Source organism: Polaribacter sp. 20A6 (assembly GCF_011378915.1).
GTDB lineage: Bacteria > Bacteroidota > Bacteroidia > Flavobacteriales > Flavobacteriaceae > Polaribacter > Polaribacter sejongensis.
Map to the genome: position 1 here is coordinate 91,344 of NZ_WTPZ01000008.1, position 16,652 is coordinate 107,995.

Consider the following 16,652-nt stretch of genomic DNA (forward strand, 5'->3'; position numbering starts at 1 on the left):
TTTAAGAAAATTATACCCGTAATAATCTTCAACTTCATATTAAGTGTTTTTACACTTATTTAAAACTGTACATATGAAAATAATTAAAATACAAAGAAAAACCAAATATCAAAAATATTACTCCTCTGCAATGGGAACTTTAAATTCTAGAGTTACCTATATTCAAAAGTTTTTTTTAGGTATACCTATTAAAACAATCCATGAATACAGAGAAACGTATTACGGAGAAATGAAAACGTGTGATGATTGCAATTTATTTATTTAAAATTAATCTTTAAAAAACCGAAACAATATATGAGACAACTTAAAATTGTAAAACAAGTAACCAATCGTGACGCCAAATCTTTAGAAAAATATTTTCAAGAAATTAGTAAAATTGGGTTAATTACTGCTGATGAAGAGGTAGAATTAGCTTTAGAAATAAAGAAAGGAGACAACAGAGCATTGGATAAACTTGTAAAAGCAAATTTAAGGTTTGTAGTTTCTGTTGCAAAACAATATCAAGGTCAGGGTTTAAAGCTATCTGACTTAATCAATGAAGGGAATTTAGGCCTTGTAAAAGCTGCAAAACGTTTTGATGAAACAAGAGGTTTTAAATTTATCTCTTATGCCGTTTGGTGGATTCGTCAGGCAATTATGTCTGCTTTGGCAGAACAATCTCGTATTGTACGTTTGCCTTTAAATAAGATTGGTAGCATTAATAAAATACGAAAAATATATGCTCGTTTAGAACAAGGAGAACAGCGTATGCCTACCAATAAAGAAATTGCAAAGCAGTTAGACATGACAGAGGATGAAGTAGAGCAATCTTTAAAAAATTCTGGTAGACATGTATCTATGGATGCACCTTTTAAAGAAGGAGAAGATTCTAATTTATACAATGTATTACAGTCTGACGAGTCTCCAAGACCTGACAAAGACTTAATGAGTCAATCTTTATCCATTGAAATAAACAGAGCTTTAGACACGCTTTCTAACAAGGAAGCTAAAGTGATAAAAATGTTTTACGGCATTAACCTTCCAAGTCCTTATAGCTTAACCGAAATTGGGGCAACTATTGATTTATCTAGAGAGAGAGTCCGCCAAGTAAAGCAAAAAGCAATTAGACGCTTACAACATCAATCTAAAACACATCTTTTAAAAACATATTTAGGGTAAACCGTTTGCTTCCTTAATGAAATTACTTTTTAAAATCTCAAGCTTTTGCTTGGGATTTTTTTGGTTTAAAAAACAGAACTTAGTCTGACGACTGATATAAATTGTGTGTAAAGCAAGAAGAATTCGACCTAACAAAAAAAAAGACGAAAACCATTTAGTTTTCGTCTTCAACTTCACCTTCAGGTTTGATAAGTTTCGACTGATATTTTTCTAAAAACTTCTTTTGTCTCGCAATCATTTGCTCTCTTAATTTATCAATATCCATAAAGTCATTTCCAAAATTACTTCCAAAGAAATCATCATTAAAGAATTGTTTACTAAAAAGTGAATCTTGAGAAAAAACATCTTCAAATCCTTGATTTTCAAATCCTGAATAATTTGAGAAAAAACGTGATTTAAAAGATTGCATCAAACTATCTTTATCAGACAAAGAGAGATTACCGAACTTATCATTTGAAGACCAAGAATAAACACTATCATATCTAATTAAATTTCCGTTTTCATCAAATTCTTTATCAACTTTCCAAGTGCCTTTAGGCTCTTCAACTATATCCGTTTTATTATTTTCTTTTTCAACTTTTTTAGTTTCATTTGCTTGTCCTTTACAACTAATACTTAATAAGCAAACCATAAATAATAAAATATACTTATTCATCTCTTTACATTTTATGTTAAACTTAATTTTGAATTTGTTCTAAATGTTTTGAACAAACTACTAGTTTCTATCATTTTTAATCAATTTGTTTTGGTGGAATACTTTTGAATTTCGTTCGCCATTTTTATACCAAACACATTCCAAATAAATGTCATTATTAACCAAACCAAATATTGAATATTTTTTTTTAAATATATTTGATAACTGGCATTTTTGGTAAGGTAAATTTTCCTTTAACCGTTACCCATCCCCTGATTTAAAACTTCTTAGCATAACATTATAATTTTAAATAATTAAACTTATTGTTAAGAGGATGCTGAAAAAAATCAGCATCCTTCTTAATATTTTGCTCTAAAATTTAGTGAAACAATTATGAAATATTAATGCTTCTGGCAGGCTTTTGTTTAGCCTCTTCTTTTTTTGGTAAAAGAATATTTAAAATACCATTATCATAATTTGCATTAATCTTTTCATCGTTTACACTTTCCGGTAAATTAAAGGTTCTCTTGAACGAAGAATAACCAAACTCTCTACGAGTATAATTTTCTTCCTTATGTTCATTTTCTACCTTTGTTTCTGTAGAAATAGATAATACTTGATTATCAAGGTCAATTTTGAAATCTGATTTCTTTAGACCTGGAACTGCCATTTCAACCATAAAAGCATCGGCAGTTTCTTTAATATTTACTTTAGGCAAAGTAATTCCAGTATTAAAGTTTGAAGTGAATACTGATGGTAGGTCTCTATTAAAGATGTCATCTAACCAATTTGACAAAGTTGGGAAGTTTTGATTTGAATTGCTGTTCGCTAAACTTCCATTTTTAGGAACAGTTGCTAAATTGCTCATAATTAAAAAATTTAAATTAAACATTATTTCAAAGTTGAAATCTTTACGACTTCGATAATGTTTAAACAAATTAAATACCAAAATCAATTTATTGGTATTTATCGCAATTATTCAGTGTTATTTTGTCATAATTCCGAAAAATTGTCACATTTACTCACGATAAAACGACATATTTACATTTATAACATATATTAAAACTGGTAAAAAATAAAACTACCGAATAAAAAATTGATTAATTTAGTGCTTATCCAAAGTTAGTTGCATTTTTATTCACTTCAATTTTCCTTCGGAAAATAGCCGTTCTTAAAAATCACATCCATTCAATAACTTCACAAATCTAAAATTATAGATTTGTGAAATGAAAATAAAAAATATCTACTTATGAATAATATAATAGACCGAATTACAAAAATGGAAAACATATTAGACGAACTCACTATGGTAGTTGAAAAATCTGACAAAGCAATGAATGAACTTGTAGATTCTTTGAAAAACTTAAACACATTAAAAAAATATTATGAATCTCAATATATGAAAGATGTTATGGCAGACAAAAGAAATGAAGTCCCACAAGACCTTAAACGAGGCGTTTTGAGTGAAGATGCTGTTCATATGTTGCTTACCGATTTGGTTGAATTATCTAACAAAATGGAAAATTTGAGCAAAAAAATAAGATAATTTATATCTAAAGTTACACTGATAAACAGCAAACAAAATACAACGAACTTCAAATACCTTATAAAAATAATTTCGGTTTAGCGCTTAATCAAAGATCATTACAAACTCAACTATTCTTATACATCAACGATAGGTAATTTAAAAAACAAAAAAAGGGAACAAAATGCTCCCTTTTCTAAAATCTTGTAGTTTTATTATTCAGCTTCCAACAACAAAACAATTTTATTAAAATCTGCCGCACTATTAATGACTGTTCTGTACTCTTTATACATAGCAACTTCAATAATATTTTCTTTATAATATTCGTTAGCAGTTACTGTTAATGTGTTTCCTTTTAATTGATAAGAAGATTTAAAAAAGAACAATTCTTTTCCGTCTTTCACATAGGAATTGTTAATATTAATATCATCTAAATTGGTTATTTTATAACCATCAGGAATATGCAATGTTAATATTCTATTGTACCCTCTGTGAAACTGCCCTTCTAAAGGTAAAACCCTTTCTTTTTCTTGGTACATTTCTATTTGTTGTCCAATTAAATCACCTAACTTAAACAAGTATTTTCTTCCTGCTTTTTCTACAAAACCTTCCGTAGTAAAATCTACTTTTATCTGTAAAGGCTTAATTCCGAACAATTCAGCGTCTGCATTTATTAATTCTCTATTTAAAACTTCAAAATCATACGTCATGCTTTCTACAAAACTATCTACCAAGTCATTTCTAGCATCCTCACCCTGAATTAAATGCATAAAAGGCTGAATATTCATGGCATAATATCCGCTGAAAGCTCTATCTAAATGAACGGTATTTTCGATTAAATTATCTATATTAAAATCGATGGTTACTTTCATCACATCTAAAACCTCATCTACTTTTACAGGTTCTATATATGCAATTCTTCCTGTAACAGACTTCTGATCTCCAACAACACCTTCCTTTAAAAAAAATCCATAATTATCCGTTACATAAGGTATTGGAAAACCATATCTTGTTCCGGATGCATTTGGAGATAAATATTTTTTAGATGCAGGAAAATACAGTAAAAAGTCAGTTAAAAAATTAGTAGCCTCAAATTCTGGATCAAACTTCATTTCATTTCTATCGGTTGTTATCACCAATTCATGTGCTACATTTAAAGTTCTTAAAACAGCAATGTATAATTTAATAACGCCACTTTCATTAGCTATTTGTGTCTGTAAAATAAGGTCTAAATCTTGTAAATCTGGATTATACGTATCTTGAGAATACACAGTTGATTTTATATAAAAATCTAATTTTCTAATAATACTTTCTTGATCTGCATCTTTTGGCAACGCTAATTCTTTTATAAAATCATTCAGTAAACCCTTTGTTTTTTCTGAGTATTCCGGATAATAAGAAGCGTACACAGTTTCTGCAATACTGCTGTAAGAGATAACATCAACATCCATATTATCTACATTTTTATCCATTTTATAAACGATAAAACCTCTGGAGGCATTATAAGGTGCTTGATATTCATTTTCTAACTTTTCAACCTTAGCAACATGTAATTTATAATGTCTTTTCTCTGTATTTAAAGTATCTCTTTCTACATCTGGTAAATTATTATAGCTCTTAAATTTAAACAACAAATTACCCGGAGAAAACAAATCGAATTCTACTTGGTCTTTATAGTAAGTATCTTGAACATAAAACTTATTACCAGTATAACTTGGTGGTCTTTTTACCACATACATATACTCTATAAAGCTACCTTTTGTAATTCCTTCTAAAGCAAAATATTTATAAGTACTAACGGTTTCTTCGTCTTCTGCTGTAAGAATTTTAGATTTATCTAAGTTGATGATTTTTCCATCGGCAGTAATTACTCTCGCTTTATTTACTTGCATTTCTGCTTCCGATGAAAATGGCAAATAGATTTTATTAAACTCCTCGATTGCATCATCAGAATTTAACCATAAAACTTTGTGTTCTAAAAAGAATTCTACTAAATCATCCTCTTGAAAATAAAACTCTGTTACTGTCTTTTCTTTAACAGCAATCATATCTTCAGAAATTTCTTTATCTACTTTATAATTCGGATTTACCTCCCAATCATAGCTTTCGAAAAAGGGTTTTTCTTGAGCGTTTACAATCTGAAAAACACATAAGAAGGCTATTAATAGGTGAATTTTATTCTTCATCATTCGTTTATTTAAAATCATGTCTTATTTGTTATATGAAGTTCTGAAATAAATTCAGATTAACACATCATGATTATTAATCAATTTGTTTTTATTCTTTTTTTAAAACTATAATTTCTTTATAATTTCTTTCAATTTTTTGAATCTCTTTGTCTACTTCTTTTTGTTGTTCTGTTGATAAAACTAAGAAGTTTAACTCAATTTCATGATTATAAATTACTTCATTTACTTTTACTTGATAGGTGATTTCTGAAGTCAATAAATCATTAGAAACTGTTATTGATTCTGGTACATAGTCTACTTTATAACCTAACGGAATTTCTAATTTAGTAGTATACTTATAGTGTTTTTGATATTCGTATTCAATAGCATTTTTTCTATTTTTATCAGCTTTAAATAAAGAGATTTCTTTTTTTAAATTTAGATTGATATAAATTTCATCACCTAAATTCTTAGCGTAGTTATTAATTTCGAAATCATAATCTACTATAAAATTATCATCATAATGATATTTATTGGTTTCCTTAAAACTATTTATTTGAAAGCTATTGTTTCCTTTTTCAAATACGCGTTTATAAAACTTCTTCAACTTAGCTTCCGTATTTCCAGATTCTAGTGTATTAAAAATATCACTTTTTAAATATCCAGAAATTATCGTTTTTGAAGAACCAATAACGTTACCGTTTTCTATTTTGATATTACTAACATCTATAACAGCATTTTCTTTTGCTGCAATAATTGGCACTTTTTTTATCTTAAAATCTTTTCCGTAACCCACCAATGCTTCTTTTCCTTGAATAAAAGAAGTTGGCATTCCGAATTTAATATATCTACCAGTGGCATCTAAATAATAGGTTTTTCCATTGTTTTCGTAAGAAAGAATCATGTGATTGTCTACAACTGGCGTTGGAACTTCGATATAAGTATAAGGAATACTTCTGGTACCAATCCATGTTAAATTTCCTTTTACGCCTGCAATTTCTAACATTCTGTATAAAATACTCGAGTTGTCTTTACAATCTCCATACTTTTTTCTAAAAACATCATTCGATTCTCTTGGTATAAATCCACCTAAAGCATACTCAAAAGCAATGTATTTTATGTTTTGTTGTGTCCAATAATAAATAGCCTTTACCTTTTCTAAATCGGTTTTTTTATCCGCAGTAATTTTAGAAACCAAAGCTACTAATTCTTCACTTGGAGCTTCTGTATTTATATTTTCTACCATCGAATAATACCAGTTATACAAATCAGCAACTTCACCTAATAACTTCTTTTTTTCATTCTTAATTTTATAAGAAGTAATCACCGGAACTATATGTGGTAAAATGGTTTTATAACTTGGTGTATTAGACTCATATTCATATTTTGGTTGGTTATTTAGCACCCAAGTATAAATAATCGTCTTTCCTTTTTTCTCCTTACTGAATGTAATTTGTGCATCAGAAGTATTAAATTTCTTAAATTCTAGCGTTACATTTTCATCAGCAATAATGGTTATTTTGTTTTGTTCCACAGGAAAATAATCGCCAAAATAAAAAGGCATTAAAAAACGAGGATTTTTAATTTCTTGGCTATATTTTAACCTAGATTTTGATCCTTTTTTTAAGTTAGCATATACAAAGTTTAACAGTTTAGAATCATCATGAAAAGACTGATTCAATTCATCCTTTTCTGTAAATTTTTCTACCTTATTTTCTACATATTCTTTATTTACATAAGAAAAAGAGGAAGCCTCTATGTTCTTTAGTTCGAAAAAAGCAGAGAAATTTAAGGTGTTTTTAGAATTATACGTTGCGGCATCATTTAGGTACAAATCTTCTTCAATAAACTCTTGATGTATTTGTAAACTATCATTTACAACCCTTATTGTAATACTAGTTTCTTGTTGTAAACGGACCCTTCCATCTTCTGGATGCAGTTTCTGATACTTTAAATATTCAGCAGAATACTGAGCATTTAAGCTTGTTACAAAGAATGAAAAAAATGCAATGAAAACGGATTTAAAAATACTCAACCTTGTTTATTTTATTTTAATCTAAAATACGAAAAAGAGAGAACAAAAACCCAACTTAAGGTTCTTGTTCTCTCTTTTTTATGTGTTTTTTAACGTTAAGAATCCATTCTACCAACGGCACAACTCACAAAAGATTTTGCTTTGTGTACAATCGTATTTGCATCTCCAACTTCTGGATATCCTAATTTAGAAAGCTTTAATTTAATTTCTTCTAAATTTTCTTTTTCTGATGCAATAGAAACAATTGATTTTTCGATATCAATTTCTATTTCAGTAACACCATCTAAAGCTAACAAACCTTTTTTAATAGTAGCAGCACAACCACCGCATTTTAAGTTTTCTATTTGTATCTGAGATTTCATAATTTTTAATTTTCTTGTTTCCATTTGTTATATCCGCCTAAAACATTATAGACTTCATAACCATTTTCTTTAAGTATTTTAGTTGCTTTTATACTTCTTTTACCGCTTCTGCAATATAAATATACCGGTTTAGATTTATCTAATTGCAAAGCTGCTTTTTCTTTAAAATCAGCATCAAAATAATTTGCAAAAGTTGCTGTTTCTATAGCACCTTCATTTATTTCTGCAGGTGTTCTAACATCCATTAATTGAACTTTTTCTTTAGAAAGCAACTCTTTTAATTCTTGTGTAGACACAGACTTAACATCTTCTTGAGAATTACAATTTATAAAAAAGAAGCTCATGAATAAGAGGCAAAAAATATTTTTCATTATTTTTATTTTAAAGTTGATGGACAAACAGCTGCTGTTCTTTCTATGTTAGAATTTCTTATTGCAGCATAACCCCCTGCAACATCAATTACGTTGTGAATACCTCTTGCTTTTAATATAGAAGCTGCAATTACAGAACGATAACCACCACCACAATACACATAAAAATCTCCTTTTTCTGGAAACTCAGAAATATGATCATTTAAAAAATCTAACGGTGTATTTTTTGCTACAACTGCATGTTCACTTGCAAATTCACCTGGTTTTCTAGCATCAAAAACTACTGCATTTTCTTTTATTTTATCTTCTAAAACATCAACAGAAACAGACGTTAATGTATCTATTTCTTTACCTGCTTTTTCCCAAGCACCAAAACTACCTTCTAAATATCCTAAAACATTATCGAAACCAACTCTAGACAAACGGGTAATAGTGTCTTCTTCTCTTCCTTCTGGAGTTACCAACAAAATTGGTTGCTTAATATCTTTAATTAATGCGCCAACCCAAGGAGCAAAACCTCCATCAATACCAATAAAGATAGACTGCGGAATGAATCCTTTTACAAACTCTGTTTGATGACGAACATCTAAAACAATTGCACCTGTTTCATTTGCAATGATTTCAAAATCTTTTACAGATAAAGGTTTTTCACTATTTTTAATTACATCATCAATACTTTTATAGCCTTCTTTATTCAACTTTACATTTAAAGGAAAATAAGCTGGAGGAGGCAACAAACCATCGGTTACTTCTTTTACAAACTCCTCTTTGGTCATGTTTGCTCTTAACGCATAGTTGGTTTCTTTTTGGTTACCAATTGTACCTACCGTTTCTTTGCTTAAATTTTTTCCACAAGCAGAACCAGCTCCATGAGCAGGGTATACAATAACCTCATCGGCTAAAGTCATTACTTTGGTACGTAAACTATCAAACAAAAAACCTGCTAAATCTTTTTCAGTAACATCACTTTTTTGAGCTAAATCTGGGCGACCAACATCACCTAAAAACAAGGTATCACCGCTAAAAAGTGCATGGTCTTTTCCGTTTTCATCCTTTAACAAATAACAAGAACTTTCCATTGTATGACCAGGAGTATGTAATACTGTAATGGTAATATCTCCTACTTTAAAAACCTGATTATCTTCTGCAATAATTGCATCGAAATTTGTTTTTGCTGTTGGGCCAAATACAATCTGTGCACCTGTTTTTTCTGCCAAAGTAACGTGTCCGCTCACAAAATCTGCATGAAAATGGGTTTCGAAAATATACTTGATTTTTGCATCATTCTTAGCTGCACTGTCTATATAATCTTGTACTTCTCTTAATGGATCTATAATAGCAACTTCGCCATTACTTTCTATGTAGTAAGCTCCTTGAGCTAAACAACCTGTATAAATTTGTTCTATAATCATTTTTATATTTTTAACACCTACAAGTTTTCAAATCCTGAATTCACTTCAAAAATTATACTTATAGGATAAGTTATTAATTCTGTTTAATGATATGCTTGATGTATGTATTTAGCATATTTTTCTTGCTGTTTTCTATCGCCAGTTTTGTAGAATTTTACGGCATCATTAGAGCGCATAAAAAAGTGATTGATATCTATAATTGATAAAATTCCGCTTCTAAATAAATCGTCTCTTACTGGACCTTTTACGCCTGCTAATAAAAAAGTAATCCCTTTCTTTTTATAAAACTTAATACGTTCTTTTAACATTTCTACGCCCGTACTATCTACTCTATTTATACTTTCTGCATCTAGAACAATCAATTTTAAGGCATCCCCTTTTCTATATGCCATTTCATCTAACTTATCTCTAAAATAGCTAGAATTTGCATAAAATATTTGTGCATCAAACCTAAAAATTAAGACATCGTCTTCAATAATAACTTCTTCAAAACGACTTCTATTTCTGTAAAAATTAGAGTTGGGTACTTTCCCTAATTCCGCTACATAAGGTCTAGATGTTCTGTAAATTAATACAATTAAAGACAGTCCGACGCCAACAATAATACCAAATTCAATCCCTAATAATAACGTACCAATAAATGTGGCTAACATTAACCAAAAATCTAAATGATTTGCTTTCCATAAAAAAGCGGCTTCTTTAATATTTACCAAATTAAAAACGGCTACAATAATAATTGCTGCCAATACTGTTTTTGGTAAATGATAAAATAACGGCGTTAAAAACAATAGCGTAATAACTACCATTACAACAGAAATTAAAGCTGCCATTCCTGTTCTTGCTCCACTTTCTTGATTAATTGCAGAACGAGAAAAACTAGAAGTGGTTGGATATGCTTTAAACAACGACCCCACCATATTACTGATTCCTAAAGCTATTAATTCTTGATTGGGTCTTATTCTATATTCGTCCTGTTTTGCTTCTAACGATTTACCTATAGAAATGGTTTCTAAATACCCAACCATTACCAACGTAAATGCAATTGGTAATAATTCTCTTATTAAGTCGATATCAAACTCTGGAATTCCGAAAATTGGCAACCCAGAAGGAATATCTTTTACAATAGAAACACCACTTATAGAGCTTCCAAAAAACTTTAAAATTAGAATACCTAAAATAACTACAATTAAAGCACTTGGTATTTTTTTATTGATTTTTCTAAGGATCATAATGATTACCACAGAAATTAAACCTATAATAGTTGTTGGGTGATTAAAGTCGATAATCCTACCAAAAACATCTGCTACAACATACTGTAATTGATCACTTTGCACAAAGTCTACTCCAAATAAATTCCGAAATTGATTGAACCCGATAATTAGCGCTACCGCGGATGTAAAACCAGTTATAACAGGCTTTGAAAGAAAATTTACAATAAACCCCAAACTAAAAACACCCATTAAAAATTGGATTGCCCCAACCATTAAAGCTAACAAAATGGCTATTGAAATGTAACTCTCTGAACCTGCCAAAGCCAAAGTAGAAACACCCGTTGCTACGATTAAAGAATCCATTGCTACAGGACCTATTGCCACTTGTCTTGATGATCCAAAAATAGCATACATTACCTGTGGCATTAATGCACAATACAAACCATAAATTGGTGGTAAACCTGCAATTAAAGCATATGCAATTCCTTGCGGAATTAAAATAATACCAACAGTAATACCTGCCAATAAATCTCCCTTAAAAAGGGATGTATTGTAGTTTGGCAACCATTCTAAAATTGGTATTATCTTTTTTATGTTCATTAGCCCATCCTAACCTTCCCAAAGGGAAGGAATTCTTTCTTTTTTCTTTTTTCTCTTTTCTCTTTTCTCTTGTCTCTTGTCTCTTGTCTCTTGTCTCTAAAGATTAAAACAATTCTCCTTGACTTTTTCCTTTAGTTCTTCCTAAATGTGTGTACGCTAATTCGGTTACTTCTCTTCCTCTTGGAGTTCTCATGATAAAACCTTGCTGAATTAAAAAAGGCTCGTACACTTCTTCAATAGTTTCTGTATTCTCGGAAACTGCCGTTGCAATGGTACTTAAACCAACTGGTCCTCCTTTAAACTTATCGATAATAGTCATTAGAATTTTATTATCCATTTCATCTAAACCATGTGCATCTACATTTAATGCTTTTAAAGCATATTTTGCAATTTCTATGGTAATACTTCCATCTCCTTTTATTTGTGCAAAATCTCTTACCCTTCTTAATAATGCATTTGCAATTCTTGGTGTTCCTCTACTTCTACCTGCAATTTCTATGGCAGATTCCATAGAAATAGGAACTCCTAAAATATGTGAACTTCTTTGAATAATTGTGGTTAACAATTCTGTTTTGTAATAATGTAAACGACTGCTTATTCCAAAACGTGCTCTCATTGGCGCAGTTAACAAACCAGATCTGGTTGTGGCACCAATTAAAGTAAAAGGTTCTAAGTTTATTTGAACTGTTCTGGCATTTGGGCCAGATTCTATCATAATATCAATCTTATAATCTTCCATTGCAGAGTATAAATATTCTTCTACAATAGGACTCAATCTATGAATTTCATCAATAAACAACACATCACGTTCATCTAGATTTGTTAACAAACCTGCCAAATCTCCGGGTTTGTCTAAAACCGGACCAGAAGTAACTTTTATACCTACCTCTAATTCGTTTGCTAAAATATGCGCTAAAGTTGTTTTCCCTAGACCTGGAGGTCCGTGAAATAATGTGTGATCTAAAGCTTCACCTCTTTGATTTGCTGCTTCAACAAATATTTTTAGGTTATCTATGGCCTGATCTTGTCCTGTAAAATCATCAAAAGAAAGTGGACGTAATTTTTTTTCTACGTCTAAATCTTCGTTAGATAAATTGTCGTTTTCAGGATTTAAGTTTTCATTCATAACCACAAAGATAATTGAATTTAGATTACTGTTTTGTATGTTTTGTTACATAACAAAAAAAGCCTCTCCAAATAGGAAAGGCTTTTGAAATACACTGCTTAATTTTTATTTTTTTAAAATTTTACGCGTAAATGTTCCTTTGTTAGTTTTTACATTAACAATGTAAATTGAGGTTGACAAATTACCAACTTCTAAATTAATTTCTTCGTCTAAAACATTTGGGTTCCATGCTTTAATTTGCTGACCATACACATTAAATATCGCTACATCTTCTATAAACAGATTGTTCTTATTAAGTATTGATATTGCGTTTGAATCATTATCCATATAAACTCTCAAATTAAAATCTAACACCTCATCAGAAACAGATAATACTTTAACTTCATTAAAAGTGATAAAAAATCGATCTTTATAAGTTCCTTTTGATAATGCTAATTCAATCACCTCATCCGTTTTTAATTCTTTAGTGGTATCCTCTACCGCATCAAATAAATAAATTTTTCTATCAATATTTTCTAATTCATCTATTCTTAAAAAAACAGGTTCTTCAGAATCAACAAGAATTGTAAGTGGCACTTTTAAAGCATCACTAATATCCTCAACCCCTGCAATAACCAATTTTTTATTTTCCATTTCGTCAAAATCCCAGAATATATCTGATGATTGTACGTCTATCATTACACTTTCATAACCATAATCAAAAGTATAAGAATGATTTTCATTAAATGAAACACCTATTTGTCTATGAATTTTTAAATAGTCTTTATTAGTAAAATCCATTCCTAATTTTAAAATAGGCAGTGTACTATTAGCAACCTTCTTCTGTTGTCCTTTAAAAAAATGAGGTGCTGTTGCTTGATAACTTCTTTGTTTATTATTAAAGTTCACGGTTCCGCCATCTGTATCTGAGTAGATAAAAAATCCTTGCCCCATAGCAATATATCTTGTTGGTGAAGTATATGAGTAAGAATCCGTTAAGCCACTTGTACCTTCTACAACGCTAGTAGCAGCTGCTGCCATAGAAAAAGTTAATTGTGCATAGCCACCTTCATAACCACCTTTTATGTGGCCATTGTCTGTTGATTCTCCTGAGTGTTCCCAAAAATAAAGTGTACCATCAATAGTGTCTTCATTATTTAAAATAAATGCCTTACCATCTAAAGTACCTGCATACGGATTTCCAATAAGGCTATTTGTATTTCCTGATATATTAAATGATATATCTCCATCCAATGGACTTCCAGAAAATGTAAAATATTGTGAATTAGCACCTGTACTCTTCATAATAAATCCTAAACCTTTAGACAAGTAACCTGTTTCTTTTAATTGTACCCAGTCATTATCTGCTGCACTATTAAAATAAGTCCAAATCCAATGACTCGCTATTTGTATAGGGCTCGCAACAGCTCCATCGTAACCACTAACAAAATTAATATCTGATACCATTGAGCTAGCAGTAAGTTCCCCGTCAGCATCTTTCATTATTTTTGAAACTCGATACGTGTTTCCGCCAATAAACTCTACCACAGGTGATGACCAATAATTATACCTGAACACATTAGGAACCTCACTTTTTTGATTTATTAATAGTTTTCCATTACCGGTTACATTACGATTACCATCGTGCACTTGAATAAACTGTCCAGTACCTAAAATTCTAATTTGTGCATTTACATTAATATTGGTATTATTTAAAACGATTAATGGATTATTACCAACACTTAACACGTTACTGCCTTGTACATCTAATATTCTTGCATTTAAACTACCTGTAGAATGCTCGTAAGTTTCTTTAATAATTACGCTTCTAGATTTATCCGGAAAACCATTACTCCAAGCATATCCTGTACGAATAGTTGGACTTACTCTATGCAAGCCTAAACCACAATTAGTCTCATTAATTGGTGTTTTTACTTCTGATAAAAGCGGCGCATTAGCATGTCTTACAATTGCAGGAATTGGTGTTGAATCTCCAACAACTTCTATTGAATCATCAATAAAAGAAATCCATTCTGCTGCTGTATAAGTGGTATTTGCTTTTGTTATTTCATCAATACGTACTAATGATGTTTCATCACTAATACTTTTTACAACATCGTATCTGTTTTCCCATGCAGAGCCATTTACTGTTTTTGATAGAATTATAGTATCGTCTCCTCCAGCTAAATCGGTTACACTTGTATCTGTTACTTCTGTTGGGCTATTTATTAAATTAACTCCTGTTAATGATGCGACAGATTTTATTACCACAGAACCACCTGCAGGTATACTTGCAATTGTTAAATCCGCCGTAGGCGAAACCCCACTTGCAGAAGCAATACCTAAATCTTTAAATAAAACCAAACTTATATTAGTTACCGTAGTGGTACTAATATTAGTTAATTCTATGGCGTTACCTGATGCTGTTTGATAAACTTGACTGATAATTACAGGTAACAAACTACAACTTGGATCTTGTACCAAATGATCTTGACTACTCCCTAATAATTGACCACTATTAGTAGCTGCAACAGGAATACCTTTCTCATCTACATCACCCTTTAATCGATTATTACCAGCGACATCTGAAAAAGTAAAATTAGCACCTCCTTCTAATGCATCTGGGCAGCCATCTCCATCTGCGTCTGTATCAAACTGATCTATAACTCCGTCTAAATCGAGATCATATCTATCATCAATACCATCAGAATTAGAATCAACAAAATCACTAAGAGTTGGGTCTTTGTAATCTATAACTCCATTTTTATTAGAATCTGCAATTGGGTTTCCACTATATGCATTTTCTGCAGTATCTAAAATACCGTCGTTATCGTCATCTAAATCAATAATATCAATTACTCCATCTAAATCAGTATCCGTAGTATCACAAGCTAATACGCTACCATTTTGGCTATCACCAATGTTTTGTCCTGCTCCAGCACCAGCTGCTGATAAAGTTGGTATTCCTTGTGCATTTACTGCTCCGGTAATTACAAAATTAGCATCTAAATCTGTTTGTTTAACATTACCTCCACCTTCTAAAGCGTCCGGACAACCATCTCCATCACTATCTAAATCTAAATAATTAGGAATTCCGTCTCCATCAAGATCTCCAGTTCCTTCTACAGTATCTAAAATACCATCATTATCATCATCTAAATCATCTACATCTTTAACACCATCACAATCATTATCTTCACCTGCTTCAGAAATTGTTTGTGTGTTATTACTTGGGTCAGTATCTGGCTGAAATATGCCAGTGGCAGTAGCTGAAAAACTTATTGGAAATGAAGCTGTACTAACAGAAGCATTTACTGTTAACGTTACACTTTCACCTACGGATAAATTATCTACAGTCCACTTATTAGTGGTATTATTAAAACTTGCCGACAAAGGAGAAACACCTGCCTCAGAAAAACTTGCTGAGTTACTTGTTGCTGTCATACCTGCTGGAATATCAAAACTTACATCAAAATCTTTTGATAATTCAGTAGTAGATATATTGCTTATTGTTGTTATAAAATTAACTGTCGTAGGTGCACAAAAATCATCCGCAGAAATGGTAGAATTTGACACTTCTAAATCTGTTGCAGGTAGTAATATTTTTATGGCATCAAAATTATACGCTGTAAAAGCGATATCTGTATTACCAGATGTACTGTGCACAAAATTAGTTATTTGGTTAAAATTACTTGTTGTTATGCCAAAATCACTTAATTTAATAGAAAGCACTCTTAAATCTCTTGGAGTATCTATTCCAAAAATACTTGACACGGTACCTGTAGAAGGATTCACTCTATAAATAGTCCAATCTGTTTCTCCTACAACATCAACGTTTCCAAAAGTAACGTTGATCTCCACCCCCACTATATTACCCGCACTATCAATAAATTTAAATTTGTCGGTGTTACTAGGAGACCCTGTCTGAGTTACAACAATATCTGGCATCGAATCATTAATACTTACTGCTTGATTTATTACAATAGCATCATATATAATTACCTGCTTTTTAATATTAAAAAAATTTGTTGCTAATTCTAAACCACTACTACCATCTCTCACGAAAAAAGA

At 30.7% G+C, this 16,652-nt stretch carries 13 protein-coding genes; 3 read left to right on the forward strand and 10 right to left on the reverse strand.

All coding sequences use genetic code 11. The annotated features are described in order from the left end of the window. Nucleotides 1-73: 73 nt before the first annotated feature. Nucleotides 74-265: a hypothetical protein gene (locus GQS57_RS16275; protein WP_165733917.1), complete on the forward strand. Its 192-nt coding sequence runs from the start codon at nt 74-76 to the stop codon at nt 263-265. 29 nt (nt 266-294) lie between these two features. Then, complete coding sequence (locus GQS57_RS16280) at nt 295-1,158, forward strand: RNA polymerase sigma factor RpoD/SigA (protein WP_165733918.1); 864 nt, start codon at nt 295-297, stop codon at nt 1,156-1,158. A 154-nt stretch (nt 1,159-1,312) separates the two neighbouring features. On the opposite strand, the gene GQS57_RS16285 is transcribed toward GQS57_RS16280, so the two are convergent. Together GQS57_RS16285 and GQS57_RS16290 are read right to left on the reverse strand one after the other, a co-directional pair. After that, nucleotides 1,313-1,813 carry a hypothetical protein gene (locus tag GQS57_RS16285; RefSeq protein WP_165733919.1) on the reverse strand — a complete coding sequence of 167 codons (501 nt, stop codon included), beginning with the start codon at nt 1,811-1,813 and terminating at the stop codon, nt 1,313-1,315. 370 nt (nt 1,814-2,183) lie between these two features. Then, nucleotides 2,184-2,660, reverse strand: a complete 477-nt coding sequence (locus tag GQS57_RS16290; protein ID WP_165733920.1) for an Hsp20/alpha crystallin family protein — start codon at nt 2,658-2,660, stop codon at nt 2,184-2,186. Nucleotides 2,661-3,041: 381 nt separating this feature from the next. On the opposite strand from GQS57_RS16290, the gene GQS57_RS16295 reads away from it, so the two are divergent. After that, nucleotides 3,042-3,338 (forward strand): DUF4298 domain-containing protein, encoded by a 297-nt coding sequence (locus tag GQS57_RS16295; protein WP_165733921.1) that lies wholly within the window; start codon nt 3,042-3,044, stop codon nt 3,336-3,338. Nucleotides 3,339-3,532: 194 nt separating this feature from the next. Here GQS57_RS16295 and GQS57_RS16300 read toward each other — a convergent pair whose 3' ends face one another. From GQS57_RS16300 to GQS57_RS16335, 8 genes are all read right to left on the reverse strand, one after another. Further along, complete coding sequence (locus GQS57_RS16300; protein ID WP_240915509.1) at nt 3,533-5,506, reverse strand: DUF3857 domain-containing protein; 1,974 nt, start codon at nt 5,504-5,506, stop codon at nt 3,533-3,535. Nucleotides 5,507-5,594: 88 nt separating this feature from the next. Beyond that, entirely contained in the window at nt 5,595-7,520 is a 1,926-nt protein-coding gene (locus GQS57_RS16305; RefSeq protein WP_165733922.1) for a transglutaminase-like domain-containing protein, read from the reverse strand. A gap of 95 nt (nt 7,521-7,615) precedes the next feature. Beyond that, nucleotides 7,616-7,882, reverse strand: coding sequence for a heavy-metal-associated domain-containing protein (locus tag GQS57_RS16310; RefSeq protein ID WP_165733923.1), 267 nt, complete (start codon nt 7,880-7,882; stop codon nt 7,616-7,618). Between the two features lie 5 nt (nt 7,883-7,887). Continuing rightward, nucleotides 7,888-8,253, reverse strand: a complete 366-nt coding sequence (locus tag GQS57_RS16315; RefSeq protein ID WP_240915510.1) for a rhodanese-like domain-containing protein — start codon at nt 8,251-8,253, stop codon at nt 7,888-7,890. 5 nt (nt 8,254-8,258) lie between these two features. Next, nucleotides 8,259-9,665, reverse strand: a complete 1,407-nt coding sequence (locus GQS57_RS16320; RefSeq protein WP_165733924.1) for a rhodanese-like domain-containing protein — start codon at nt 9,663-9,665, stop codon at nt 8,259-8,261. Between the two features lie 83 nt (nt 9,666-9,748). Further along, on the reverse strand, nt 9,749-11,476 hold the full coding sequence (locus tag GQS57_RS16325) for a SulP family inorganic anion transporter (RefSeq protein ID WP_165733925.1): 1,728 nt from the start codon (nt 11,474-11,476) through the stop codon (nt 9,749-9,751). 103 nt (nt 11,477-11,579) lie between these two features. Beyond that, nucleotides 11,580-12,602, reverse strand: coding sequence for a Holliday junction branch migration DNA helicase RuvB (gene ruvB, locus GQS57_RS16330; protein WP_165733926.1), 1,023 nt, complete (start codon nt 12,600-12,602; stop codon nt 11,580-11,582). Between the two features lie 105 nt (nt 12,603-12,707). Then, nucleotides 12,708-16,643 (reverse strand): T9SS type A sorting domain-containing protein, encoded by a 3,936-nt coding sequence (locus GQS57_RS16335; RefSeq protein ID WP_165733927.1) that lies wholly within the window; start codon nt 16,641-16,643, stop codon nt 12,708-12,710. Nucleotides 16,644-16,652 lie beyond the last annotated feature (9 nt).

Excerpts from the sequence above, each read along its gene's own strand:
- GQS57_RS16315 (WP_240915510.1), bottom strand. The coding sequence starts at position 8,253 with ATGAAAAATATTTTTTGCCTCTTATTCATGAGCTTCTTTTTTATAAAT.
- GQS57_RS16310 (WP_165733923.1), bottom strand. The coding sequence starts at position 7,882 with ATGAAATCTCAGATACAAATAGAAAACTTAAAATGCGGTGGTTGTGCT.
- GQS57_RS16290 (WP_165733920.1), bottom strand. The coding sequence starts at position 2,660 with ATGAGCAATTTAGCAACTGTTCCTAAAAATGGAAGTTTAGCGAACAGC.
- GQS57_RS16320 (WP_165733924.1), bottom strand. The coding sequence starts at position 9,665 with ATGATTATAGAACAAATTTATACAGGTTGTTTAGCTCAAGGAGCTTAC.
- ruvB (WP_165733926.1), bottom strand. The coding sequence starts at position 12,602 with ATGAATGAAAACTTAAATCCTGAAAACGACAATTTATCTAACGAAGAT.
- GQS57_RS16280 (WP_165733918.1), top strand. The coding sequence starts at position 295 with ATGAGACAACTTAAAATTGTAAAACAAGTAACCAATCGTGACGCCAAA.
- GQS57_RS16325 (WP_165733925.1), bottom strand. The coding sequence starts at position 11,476 with ATGAACATAAAAAAGATAATACCAATTTTAGAATGGTTGCCAAACTAC.
- GQS57_RS16275 (WP_165733917.1), top strand. The coding sequence starts at position 74 with ATGAAAATAATTAAAATACAAAGAAAAACCAAATATCAAAAATATTAC.
- GQS57_RS16295 (WP_165733921.1), top strand. The coding sequence starts at position 3,042 with ATGAATAATATAATAGACCGAATTACAAAAATGGAAAACATATTAGAC.
- GQS57_RS16300 (WP_240915509.1), bottom strand. The coding sequence starts at position 5,506 with ATGATGAAGAATAAAATTCACCTATTAATAGCCTTCTTATGTGTTTTT.
- GQS57_RS16285 (WP_165733919.1), bottom strand. The coding sequence starts at position 1,813 with ATGAATAAGTATATTTTATTATTTATGGTTTGCTTATTAAGTATTAGT.